At 36.1% G+C, this 12,501-nt stretch carries 8 protein-coding genes; all 8 read left to right on the top strand.

Going from position 1 to position 12,501, the window contains the following annotated elements:
- Positions 1-13 precede the first annotated feature (13 nt).
- The 8 genes from LQE94_RS03305 (at position 14) to LQE94_RS03270 (ending at position 12,317) form a co-directional block, all read left to right on the top strand.
- Positions 14-1,561 carry a carboxylesterase/lipase family protein gene (locus tag LQE94_RS03305; RefSeq protein WP_240576998.1) on the top strand — a complete coding sequence of 516 codons (1,548 nt, stop codon included), beginning with the start codon at positions 14-16 and terminating at the stop codon, positions 1,559-1,561.
- Positions 1,562-1,834: 273 nt separating this feature from the next.
- Positions 1,835-4,258 carry a GH39 family glycosyl hydrolase gene (locus LQE94_RS03300; RefSeq protein WP_240576997.1) on the top strand — a complete coding sequence of 808 codons (2,424 nt, stop codon included), beginning with the start codon at positions 1,835-1,837 and terminating at the stop codon, positions 4,256-4,258.
- Positions 4,259-4,529: 271 nt separating this feature from the next.
- Positions 4,530-5,939 (top strand): MFS transporter, encoded by a 1,410-nt coding sequence (locus LQE94_RS03295; RefSeq protein ID WP_240576996.1) that lies wholly within the window; start codon positions 4,530-4,532, stop codon positions 5,937-5,939.
- A gap of 137 nt (positions 5,940-6,076) precedes the next feature.
- Positions 6,077-6,853 carry a MurR/RpiR family transcriptional regulator gene (locus LQE94_RS03290; RefSeq protein WP_240576995.1) on the top strand — a complete coding sequence of 259 codons (777 nt, stop codon included), beginning with the start codon at positions 6,077-6,079 and terminating at the stop codon, positions 6,851-6,853.
- A 176-nt stretch (positions 6,854-7,029) separates the two neighbouring features.
- Complete coding sequence (locus LQE94_RS03285) at positions 7,030-7,806, top strand: sugar phosphate isomerase/epimerase family protein (RefSeq protein WP_240576994.1); 777 nt, start codon at positions 7,030-7,032, stop codon at positions 7,804-7,806.
- A 39-nt stretch (positions 7,807-7,845) separates the two neighbouring features.
- Positions 7,846-8,913: a Gfo/Idh/MocA family protein gene (locus LQE94_RS03280; protein WP_240576993.1), complete on the top strand. Its 1,068-nt coding sequence runs from the start codon at positions 7,846-7,848 to the stop codon at positions 8,911-8,913.
- 198 nt (positions 8,914-9,111) lie between these two features.
- Positions 9,112-9,945 (top strand): sugar phosphate isomerase/epimerase family protein, encoded by an 834-nt coding sequence (locus LQE94_RS03275; protein ID WP_240576992.1) that lies wholly within the window; start codon positions 9,112-9,114, stop codon positions 9,943-9,945.
- Between the two features lie 2 nt (positions 9,946-9,947).
- Complete coding sequence (locus tag LQE94_RS03270; protein WP_240576991.1) at positions 9,948-12,317, top strand: GH39 family glycosyl hydrolase; 2,370 nt, start codon at positions 9,948-9,950, stop codon at positions 12,315-12,317.
- Positions 12,318-12,501 lie beyond the last annotated feature (184 nt).

The following is a 12,501-nucleotide window of genomic DNA, read 5'->3' as shown; positions in this document are numbered from 1 at the left end:
AGAGAAATAGATTATGAAGAAAGTGATACGAACATCGGATTTTCCAATCGTACGTACAAAACAGGGGAAACTTCATGGATATCAGGAAGATGATGTATTTCACTTTTATGGAATCCGATATGGAAGAGCAAAAAGATTTCAGCTTCCTGAACCGGAACCAAAATGGGATGGAATCCGGGATGCAAAAGCTTATGGTTACATTTGTCCATTGATGCCGGAAGAGGAACAGCCGGAGGAGAGCCCGATGGCAGCACCGGGAAATTCCTTTGAGATGCAGCATGTGTACTGGCCGATGAAAGAGCAGTGCTTATATTTGAATGTTTGGACGAAACATCTCGATAAAGAAGCAAAGAAACCAGTTATGGTATGGCTGCATGGAGGCGGCTTCTCTTGTGGTTCATCTATAGAAATTCCAGCGTACAATGGTCATAACCTTTGTGATTATGGCGATGTTGTAATAGTAAATTTGAATCACAGGCTGAATTGTCTTGGATTTTTGGACTTGAGTTCTTTTGGTGAAAAATATAAATATTCTGGATGCGTCGGAATGGCAGATATTGTATTAGCCCTTCAATGGGTGAGAGATAATATTGAAGCATTTGGTGGAGATCCGGATAATATAACAGTAGCAGGGCAATCCGGCGGTGGTGGAAAGGCAACAGCTTTGTTACAGATGCCACCGGCAGACGGACTCTACCACAAAGTGATTTCACAAAGCGGAGCACTTCGCAATCGACCGGATACAAACATTGCAGATGAGAAAAAACACTGGCAGACACTTGGAGAAAAGACAGTTGAAGTACTTGGTTTAACTAAGGAAAATATTGATAGCATCGATGAGATCCCGTATGAAACATTGGCAGAAGCTGTAGTGCAGGCCGGAAAAGAATTGGGAATGCCACAAGGAATGATGCTTTTTGAACCTTCACCGGTAGAAGGATATTATGAAGGTCTTGCGAGTATTGTAGGATTCAGGGAAGAAACAAAACAGATTCCGGTTATGGCAGGAACAGTGTTGGGCGAATTTTCATTCATGCATTATCTGGGAGATAAAAAACAATATACCGAAGTAGAAAAATATAATATTCTTGAACAGACATATGGGAAGTATACCATGAGCATTATAAAGGAGTTCCGAGAACTTTATCCCAAATTAGATATTTTATATGCACTTAGTGTAGATACATTATTTCGCCTACAGACACTTGCATTTTTAAATCAACGTTCTCAGTTTTCAAAAGCAAAATGTTATAACTATATGATGAATTTCATTATTCCATATATGGATGGTCTTGCTCCGTGGCATTGTAGCGATATTCCATATGTATTTCGTAATGTTGAAATGGAACCGGCACATTGTACAGGATATCAATATGCAGAAAAACTTCAGAAAAAAATTAGTAAGGCATGGGTTGCTTTTATGAAAAAAGGAAACCCATCAACAAGATCCTTGAGATGGAGCCCATATACAAAGGAACATCCTAATAGGATGATATTTGCAGAAGAATGCGGTATAGAAGAAAAGGATGATACTAAATTATTGAAACTTATCAGCAGGTAAGTCAAGTGTGCCTGTTAGGGACGGGGTTTAGTGGCTTTTTTGCTCGCAAAAAAGCCACTAAACCCCGTCCCTAATTGGCATCCCAGAGCAAAAATCCTACTATTTTTTTTGTCATATTTGTATAGAAAGAAATAATAAATAACAAAATCCACGGTATATTCAACAAATTAAGGAATGGATTTCAAAATTTCTGATTGCTATAATCATAAGATAGTAAAAGAGAAAAGTTTTCTTCGTAAATATGATACAAAAAGTATAACTTTAGGAGGAGCTATGGAACAGGATACGAGAAGGGATAAACTAAAACTTAATGTTTTGAATGAAGTGGATGAATTGGAACATTTTCATCAGGATATTGAATTGTTGTATGTTCTGGAAGGAAAATTGGATGTTGTGATTGGAGAACAAACAACACATATGAAGGAAAATGATGTGTTGGTAGTGAATGCGAACAAAAAGCATGCACTGAGTGGTTCAGAGAATGTTCTTTATATGCAAATTATGATTTCATATAATTTGGTCAGTGATGTATTAAAAAGTATTGATATAATTTTCTGGTGTGATTCTACAAAAGATGAAAGCGAACGTTATGATGAACTAAGAAATATTTTACGTGTACTATTGAATCATTATCTTGAAACTCATGGTAATACAGCTAATTTCGGGCATATTGCATTATGTTATCGTGTTATGGATATTTTATCAATGTATTTTCTTGTACAGGCGGCCGATCGGGAAAATATGGATGATAAAGATAAATTTGAAGATCGGATTGTGCAGATAAATAATTATATTCGAGCAAATTATAATCAGGCAATCAGTTTAAAAGATCTGGCAGATAAATTATATTTATCCAATGGTTATCTCTCCAGATTTTTTAAACGAAATTACGGGATGAGTTTTGCAGAATATTTGACCAATATTCGCCTGTTCCATGCTGTGGACGAGTTGTTGTATTCTAATGCACCAGTTACAAGAATTGCATATGATAATGGTTTTGCCAGTGTAGCGGTGTTTAACAAGGTGTTTAAAAAAGCATATGGGGAAACTCCGTCAGTAATGAGAAAAAAGGCAAAAGAGCAGAAAGAAGAGTATACGGAAGAAAAGAGAAATCCAGAGATTGAAAAGAGATTGGAAAAACATTTTATTGTAGATAAATTACCAAAGGAAAATTTAGAGCAAAAAGGGAATCGGCAAGGTGAACATTCCGTCTTAAAAAGTGAAAAAATAAAAAATATCTGGGGAAATACGATTAATGTAGACGTGGCATCTGAGCTTCTGCGTTCAGAAGTACAGGAACATATAATGATGTTAAAACAGGCATTTGATTTTCAGTATATACGTTTCTGGAATGTTTTTTCACCAGAATTTTTGATTGATATGGATAATCAAAATGGAAATTATAATTTTACAAGATTAGATTTAGTATTTGATTTTCTAGTGAATCAAGGATTAAAACCACATATGGATCTTGGAATGAAATCACATATGATTATTTATAATCTTCAAAACATACGAGTTTGCGATGAAAGAGAAAAAAGTTATCTACAAGTTGAATTTATGGATTTGAAAAAAATGGAACATTTTTTGGATGCATTGATGCAACATTTAATCTATCGTTATGGAAGACGCGAAGTTGACACATGGAGAATGGAATTCTGGTTCAATGATGGTTTATGGAGCAGACAAGCCTTTGCAGAATACTTTGAGCAATTCAGTATGATTTATCAAACTGTGAAGAAATATAGTGAAGGAATGCAGGTCGGTGGTTCTGGATTGAGGCTGGATTTAAATGCAGAGCTTAGAGAACAGTTCTTAAAAGAGTGGAACAGTTTGCAACATCGTCCAGACTTTCTTTCGGCATATATTTTCCATTATGAAAGAGGGAAAGAAGACCAAGATTGCTACTCGAAAAGAAGTGCAGATAATGAGTTTGTTCTTCACAGAATTTTGCATTTGAAAGAGCAAATGCAAAAAGTTGGAATGAATGATATTAAATTATATATTACAGAATGGAATTTTACGGCATCAGTTCGAAATTATTTGAATGATAGTTGTTTTAGTGGTGCATATATAATCAAGAATGTATTAGATTTGTATGGCAAGGTTGACGATATTGCTCATTTTGTGGCAACTGACAGGACACAGCAATATTATGATTCCAATGAACTGTTATTTGGAGGAACAGGGATTATTTCAAAGGACGGAATATTAAAACCATCAGGCTTTGCATTTGATTTTTTGAGCCGTCTCTATCCATATTATATAGGACAAGGAGAAAATTATTTGATATCTACAGACCAACATGATTCGTATGGAATCATTTGTCATAATCAGAAAGCTCTTGGCTATAACTATTATTTTACAAAAGAAGATGAACTGGAGAAAGAACATCTGTGGAGATATTTTGAAAATAGAGATGAACTGGAATTAAATCTGACACTGACTGATATGAGTGAAGGAACTTATCAGATTAAAGTGTATCGAATTAATGAAAAAAACGGAAGCGTATTTTCTATTTGGAGTGAGATGGAATATGAAAAACAACTTTCCAGAAATGATATCAAATATTTTCGACGGGCATGTGAGCCGAAATTAACGATACAGAAAATAAAAACAGAAGACAGTAAGATGAATCTGAATATTCAATTGATAGCAAATGAGATTGCTTTTATACGGATTTGTAAAATCTCCTGAGCCAATCAGTGAGCCAATTAGGGACGGAGTTTGTGGCTTTTTTTGCTTACAAAAAAGCCACAAACTCCGTCCCTAATTGCCTCTGAAAACAAGAGGTCAAAATATGCATAGCGATTGATGACTTATGAGGAAATCATCATTATAATGATAATAAAATCAGGTTATAAGAGTAACAAAAAGGGTCACTTTAAGCTAAGCAATAGAAGTTTAAGATTGATAAGATAGTATCAACAAGAGAACAGAAATGTTTTAGCTGAAGGGAGAAGAGAAAATGAGTGAAAACACAAACACGCCAGTACAATCAAGTGCTGCAGCAGCAAATAAGCTGTCTATCTGGACTAAAATTGGATATAGTTTCGGTGAGATTGGATCTCAGTGTTCCTGGACATTGATTAGTTCTTATCTGACAGTATACTATACAGATGTTGTAGGATTGACACCTGTAATTATTTCAGCAATTATGTTAATCGCACGTATTTGGGATGCCATTAACGATCCAATGTTCGGAGCAATTGCAGAGAAAACAAAATCAAAATGGGGACGCTTCCGCCCATATATTTTATGGGGAGCTCCAATCCTTGCATTATTTAACTGTCTGACATTCTTAAATCTGGACATTCCAAATGGCTGGAAAGCAATCTGGTGTGGATTTACATATATCGGATGTGGAATGGCTTACACAGCAGTTAACATCTCTACACAGTGTGTAGCAAACGTAATGACAGCTTCTAATGAAGAACGTGTATCTTTGAATGCATTCAAAGGAATCGGTTCTGGATTGATTCAGATGGTCATCAGTGCAGTTACAATGCCAATGATCCTGAAATTTGGTAATGGATCAGCAGCTTCAGGTCGTGGATATTTCATGGCAGCATTGGTATTCTCAATTGTATGTATCCCATGTTTCTGGGTATGTTTTGCATCAACAAAAGAGATTATCGGAGCAAACGAGTCAGATAAAAAATCAATTGGACAGACAATGAAAGAACTCGGATATTCTTTCAAATATACACTATCTGACAGAAATGCATTATTCTTGATTCTTGCAATGTTTACATTCCTTACAGGATTGTTCGGAAGAATCGGTATTATGGCATACTATTTCATTTACATTATGAAAAATCCTGCTCTAATCGCTGGATTTGCAACAGCAATGTCTGCAGGTATGTTAGTAGTAAACTTCTATGTACCATTTTTACTGAACCGCATCAGTAAAAAATATGTAGGAGCACTTGGATGTATCGCACAGGCACTGTGCTGTGTATTTTTCTATATTATTGGAGAAAATCAGCTGACAAGTCTGGTTGTGTTATCCGGATTCCTTTATGGAGTGACAAATGTAGTATCAATTACATGTTTTACATTGAGTGCTGAGATTATCGATGACAATTGGCTTAGAACAGGGGTACGTTCAGATGGTGTTATCGTATCATGTATTTCATTTTCTACAAAGATGGGTAACGCGATCGGTGGTTCAATCGGAGTACTTGCTCTTAGTGCAGTTGGATATGTTGCAAATTCACAGAACTTAAGTGCGACAGTATTGACAAATATGGATAGAGTAATCAACTTTGCTCCGGCAGCATTCTTTATTGTAGCGGCAATTTTCTTTGCATGTGTCGGAATGACAAAAGAGAAAGCAAAAGCAAATGAGATTAAGATTGCAGCAATGACAAAATAGCCAGTAGGTAGCTAGAGCCAGCAGGGAACGAGGCTGGCAGGAAGAAAAGACGGGTGGTCCTTTTCGGGTTTACAATTCATTTTGAAAATGCTAAAATACAAACATAAGTTTTGGATTTACCAGGGGGGAAGAAAACTATGAATGTACTTCAGAATTTGACAGAATTATATAATCATTTGTCATTTGACAGCACATATCGAAATGTCTGTAAGGGAATTTTGGAGAATATGGAAGAAGCTGCGAATGGAACGATATACGAGATTGCGGAGCTGACGAACTCTTCCAGAACTACAATCTGGAGGATGGTTCAGAAGATGGGGTACAGCAATTTCTCAGAATTCCATCATGAGTTAAAAAGAGCGGTAAAACAATATACTTATTACAATCGTATTTTACCTAAGAATGAAGGAGAAACACCACAGGGAATCAAAGAAAAATTCATGAGTCAGGTTATGCAGACATATCAGCTAATGGATACCGAGATGAATATGGATGAAATGGAGTCCATCGTGGATGAGATGGCAGAAGCAAATAAGATTGTATTCTATACGCCATATAAAGACAGTTCGATATTAGCGTTACAGCAAAATTTATCCATGGATGGAAAACAGACAGGATATTATTGTTTATTTCCGGATATGCTGGAAGACAGTCTGACGCTTGATGAACATTCCATTGTATTTACGAATATGATCGATCACTTGGAAACGATGGATATGACACAGGTATTTGAAAACATAAAAAGGCAGAAGGCTAGGGTATATGGAAGTATGGCTGGAAAATCAAGGTATCAGATATATTTTGATCAGATATTGTTTTCGAGCAAAGAGGGAAATGTCGTAGAAGGAGTGCTGACATTTCAAATGTACTTCTTTATGTTAAATGAGATATATAGAATGAAATATATTGATTAAAAAGATTGGTTTCAATTTGTGAAACCAATCTTATTTTCTTTATACAAAATATTGGTTTCAAATTTGAAACATTATTCTTCTTCTGGAAAAAGTGTTGCTAAGGAGGAACGCTTAAGTGAAGTTGTTTTGTTAGAATAAAAGTACGAAATGACAAAGAAAGAGAAAGGAGAAACAAAATGAAATATAGTTTATGTGCCGATATTATGTTTGTCGGAGTTGGTGAAAAAGGTCCAGTTTGGCCGGACACAGATGGAATCATCGCAGCGATGAAACTGGCAAAAGAAAATGGTCTGACAGGAATAGAAATGTTTGATTTGGAAGGAAGAGATCTTGCACGTATTGCAGAAGCTAGCAAGGAGCTTGGAATAGAAATTCGTGCATGCGTTTCAGCAGGAGCACCATTGTTAGGAAATCCGGAAAAGACAGAGGAACTGGTAGCTTTGTTTAAAGAGAGTGTTCCAAAGGCGAAACAGATAGGATGCGATAAGTTGATTTTGAATGCAGCGGACTATGCAAAAAATCTTTCAGATCAGGAAGTGCTCAAAGCAATGGAAGATGCGTTAAAGAAACTTGCACCAATTGCAGAAAAAGAAGGTGTTACTGTTCTTGTTGAACCTTTGACAGATGGGTTCTTTACAAGTTCAAAGCAGGCATTTGGTCTGATTGAAAGTGTAGGAAGTGAGCATGTAAAACTTCTTTATGATATTTTCCATTTCCAGAATATTGAAGGAAAAATTACAGAGACAGTGAAAAATAATCTGAAATGGATTGGAGATATTCATGGAGCCGGGGCTCCGATGAGAGCTGAACTTACAGTAGGTGAGTTAGATTATCGATTTATTTTAAATACAATCAAAGAATTAGGATATGATGGAAACTTCTGTTTGGAATTCTTTACATTCGAGAATCGAGAAGAAAAAGTGAAAGCTTCCTGCACAGTATTGCCGGAGTAAGTAAAAGAATAATAAAAATAAATTTAGGAGGATAAAAAAATGGCTAAAAAAAGAATTGGTATTATCGGTATTGGTGAAATCGGAACAACAAAACATTTGACACAGCTTACAAAACATCTGGATGAAGTAGAAATTGTTGCATTATGTGATATTATTCCAGAAAGATGCGAGAAAGCAAATAAAGATTTTGGACTTTCTGCAAAGATTTATACGGATTACAAAGAGATGTGTGCAGCGGAGGACATTGATGTTGTACATGTATGTACTCCAAATCCACTTCATTGTGAGATGACATTATGTGCATTTGAACATGGAAAAGATGTGTATTGTGAAAAACCACTTGCTTGTACTTATGTAGATGCACAGAAGATGTTGGAAGCACAGAAGAAGGCAGGAAAGAAACTGACAAGTGGTACACAGTGGCGTTACAATACAGCTCCGATGGAGATGAAGAGAATGTATGAAGCCGGAGAATTCGGTGATGTGTATTATATTCGTTCTTCACAGCTTCGTCCGGCTCGTCTGCCAGCATATGGTGTATATACAAATAAAGAATTAAATGGTGGTGGAGTTCTTATGGATGGAGGTCCTCATTCCATCGACCTTCCGATGTGGCTGACAAACAACTATGATGTTGCCAGCGTTCGTGGAGTAACATTTGACAAAATGAAAAACTTCCCAGAAGGAAATGATCTTGGACCATGGGATCCGAATAACTTTGATGTAGAAGATACAGCTATGGCTATGATCACAATGAAAAATGGAGCAATGTTCTATGTAGAAACTGCATGGCGCTCTAATATGCAGCAGGAGGCTCCTGGAATTATCTGTTCTGTAGCAGGTACATTAGCAGGTGCAGATATGGTCGGTCCGGGATTTGAAGACAGCGTACGAGTAACTAAGATGGTAGACGGCAAACTTGTAACAGAGACTAAAAGTCCGGAGGCAAAATATAACATGTGGGAATATGATATGACAAAATGGGTTGACTGCATTACAAAGGGAACAGAACCAGCAGTTCTTCCAGAGCAGGCAGCAGTTGTAACACGTGTTATTGAAGCAATTTATAAATCAGCAGAAACAGGAGAGACGATTGTATTCGATTAATACTATTGTTTAAGAGAATCTATATATCTCCTACCCATAAATATATAGAATCTTTTAATATAAGTGAGGTCAAAATCATACATATGATTTTGACCTCACTGTTTTTTGAGAGAAGGAAATAGTCATTTGGGGAGCAGTGCATATAGTGAAAGTATGTTATTCTTATATTAATGAAAAACAGTTCAGGAGGTAATAACAATGGGAAAAATTAACTTACAGATGTATTCATTCATGGACGGAACAATGAATGACAGCAGAGAAAACTTAAAACTGGCATCCGAGATGGGGTATGATGGAGTTGAATTGTTCGGACCGAATCTGGAGATTCCAGCAGAAGAGCTGAAAGCATTATTAAAGGAATATCATCTGGAACCGGTATCTATGCATGCTCCAAAAACAGAGATGGTGGAATCCTTAATTCCTCTGGCAGAAGCTTTGGAGATGAAATTTATTGGAATCGGTATGGAATGTATGGTAGATGACGAGGCAGTACACAAATTTGCGGAAACATTGAACCGCATTGGTAAAGTCTGTGCGGAACATGGACTGACACTTACCTATCACAACCATACACAGGAATTTGTTCCTTGTGAAGGAGAAAGAGTGATTGATGTTCTGATGAAAGAGACAAATCCGGATTATGTGAGCTTTGAATTGGATGCAGGCTGGTGTGCAGCAGCCGGATATGATCCAATTGAATTGGTACAGACATATAGTGGACGAGTAAAATTGATTCATATAAAAGAAAGCAGTAAAGTAATCGGAGCATTGCCACCATTGGATTTTGAAAGCATTCCGAAAGATGAGCATGGAGCACCAATCTTCACAGAAGAACAGAAAGCAGAACTGGAAGAGCAGAAAAAGATCAACTGTCCTGCAGGAGAAGGACTGGTTGACTGGAAGGCACTCAAAGAAGTAGCGGATAAGCATGGATGTCAAGCGTATATTGTGGAGCGTGAGTATACACCGGGAGAGGGAACGAGACTAGATGTTTTGAAGGCAGATTTAGAATATTACAGGACACAGATTTAAGCATGGAAAAGCAAAAAATACAGATTTTATCCAATATACAAGAAGCTCCACATTCTCATAAGAACATAGAACTTCTATATATTCTTATAGGAAAGGTGGATATTACAATAAATGGAGAAAGTTTTCAGGCAAATTCGAAAGACATAATACTGATTAATTCAGAGGAAATTCATGCCTGGAAGGAACATGGAAATGCATTGCTATGCAGAATGTATGTTGACTATTATAAATTAAAACAAGTCATAAAAAAAGAAAAAGTAGTTTTTAAGTGTAATAGTATCATAAATCCAGAGATTGATTATGCAAGACTTCGTTATATTTTGGAAACTATTTTAAGAAAATATCAGGAAGAACCGGATGGGTTTTGGGTAAAGAGCTTATATTATTCTCTTCTGGAAGCATTGAAAGCACAGTATCTGGATAAAGAGAGAAGTCTGGATGATTATGAGACAATAAACGGTAAAGTAAAAGATGTTTTAGATTATATACAGAACAACTATCAACGCACATTAAATCTAAGTGAAATTGCAAAACGATATTATATATCAGAATCGGCATTTTCTCGATTCTTTAAAAGAGAAATCGGTGTTGGATTTACGGAGTATGTAAGAAATGTACGGCTTGAACATGCAAAAGAAGAATTGCAGTTTTCGAATCAATCGATTACGGAGATTTCTTATGATTGTGGTTTCTCTAACATTTCTGTATTTAATAAAAATTTCAAGCAGGTATTTTCTATTACACCGAAAGAATACAGAAAAAATATAAAACAAAAAGAAACAGTGCCACAAGAGTCGGATATGATTGGTTTGGCAACTTATTTGGAGTATTCACAGAAGAAAAAACAACAAATCGAAAAAACTGAGCAGAAGATTTGTCTGGATTTACAACAGAGCAGATTATTGAAAAATGCAGCAAAGACAAGTATGAATGTTGGAATGTTTGCAGATTTATTAGAAGCGAAGGTACAAAAACATGTGGCAACTGCAATTGAAAATCTGGGCTTGAAATATATTCATATTGCAAACCCGTTTGATCCGGTATTAAAAATCCGTTCAGGACATGAGACAGAGCAGATGAACTTTGAAAAAGTAGACTCTGTATTAGATTTCTTGTTGGAACAGGGAGTTTGTCCGGTATTGGAATTGTCGGAGCGGCGTAGAAAAATGATCGTGACAATTGGCTCGGATGATGTACTGGAAAAGACAAAAATGGAGCCTGTCTTTTTATCGCTGGAAGAGTGGGAGCAGGTACTAACAGCTCTTATAGAACATTTGACAGAGTATTACACGGCAAAAGAAGTAAGTAAATGGATGTTTGAAATCTGGTGTGATCCAGAGCAGGTGACTGGTATAGGGAAAATCCCGTATAAGAAGTTGTATAAACATACATGGCAAATTATTAAAAGATACATACCGGAAGCAAAAATCGGTGGCAGTGGGTTGAATGCAACAATGCCGGGAAATGTATTGAGAGAACAGCTTTGCTGGTGGAAAGACAGATATGATCGTCCAGATTTTCTGACATTTATGAGTTATCCATATCAGGTAGAAAGACAAGAAGAACAAGTGACAGGAAAACAGTATAGCTTACTTAGCATTGAATCGGATACACATTTTGTTAAGCAAGATATTGATGCTTATCATGCATTACTTGATTCAATTGAATATCCGGCTACTCCAATATGGCTGACAGAGTGGAATACCTCACTTTCAGAGAGAAATATTTATAATGACAGTTGTGCAAAGGCGTGTCATATGTTGATGCAGATGGTAGATGCAACAGAAGAATTGGATCAAATGAACTATAGCAGCATTAGTGACTGGCCGGTTCAGTATTTTGATTCTACTTCTCCGCTGATTGGTGCAACCGGTTTGATTACGAAAGATGGTATATTAAAGCCGGCATATTATGCGATGGAATTCTGGGGATGGATGGGAGAAAGACTGATTGGAAAAGGGCAGCACTATATTGCAACTTCACAACACAGAGAAACCATTCAGATTCTGGCATTTAATGCAAAGCAGTTTAGTTATAGCTATAACATGAAAGCTGAAAATTCTCTTGAAGTAAAAGAACTTCCTTTTATATTCAAGAATAATGATAAGTTGAAACTGCAGTTTGAATTAAAAAATATGCGAGAGGGAAAACATAAAATTTGTATGTACAGGGTGAGTGAGTCTTGTGGAAATGTGCTGGCAGAATGGGGAAAACTTGGATATTCGAAAGAGTTGATGCGCTCGGAAATTTCTTATTTAAAACAAATTTGTATTCCACGCATGGAAGTGAGATATATGCAAACAAAAAAGGATATATTGGAATTTGAACTAGTTCTGGAATCAAATGAGATGGCATTTGTACAAATATTATGACAGAGATTTCAGAAAAAATATAATTATGCTATTATGAAAAAAGAAGCAAAAATCGACAAAAAAGTGTTTAATTTTTGCTTCTTTTGCGTTGGATAAGTTTTAAAATCAAACAGGATTAACTATAGGATAAAAATAGATAAGTTTTTCGTTCTTATAAATTTTAAAATATAAACATCAAAGGAAA

It is taken from the genome of Mediterraneibacter sp. NSJ-151 (genome assembly GCF_022487435.1).
Lineage (GTDB): Bacteria > Bacillota > Clostridia > Lachnospirales > Lachnospiraceae > Schaedlerella > Schaedlerella hominis.
Note: the sequence above shows the minus strand (reverse complement) of the source record. Positions and strands in the feature narration are given on the sequence as shown.

Excerpts from the sequence above, each read along its gene's own strand:
- LQE94_RS03305 (WP_240576998.1), top strand. The coding sequence starts at position 14 with ATGAAGAAAGTGATACGAACATCGGATTTTCCAATCGTACGTACAAAA.
- LQE94_RS03300 (WP_240576997.1), top strand. The coding sequence starts at position 1,835 with ATGGAACAGGATACGAGAAGGGATAAACTAAAACTTAATGTTTTGAAT.
- LQE94_RS03295 (WP_240576996.1), top strand. The coding sequence starts at position 4,530 with ATGAGTGAAAACACAAACACGCCAGTACAATCAAGTGCTGCAGCAGCA.
- LQE94_RS03290 (WP_240576995.1), top strand. The coding sequence starts at position 6,077 with ATGAATGTACTTCAGAATTTGACAGAATTATATAATCATTTGTCATTT.
- LQE94_RS03285 (WP_240576994.1), top strand. The coding sequence starts at position 7,030 with ATGAAATATAGTTTATGTGCCGATATTATGTTTGTCGGAGTTGGTGAA.
- LQE94_RS03280 (WP_240576993.1), top strand. The coding sequence starts at position 7,846 with ATGGCTAAAAAAAGAATTGGTATTATCGGTATTGGTGAAATCGGAACA.
- LQE94_RS03275 (WP_240576992.1), top strand. The coding sequence starts at position 9,112 with ATGGGAAAAATTAACTTACAGATGTATTCATTCATGGACGGAACAATG.
- LQE94_RS03270 (WP_240576991.1), top strand. The coding sequence starts at position 9,948 with ATGGAAAAGCAAAAAATACAGATTTTATCCAATATACAAGAAGCTCCA.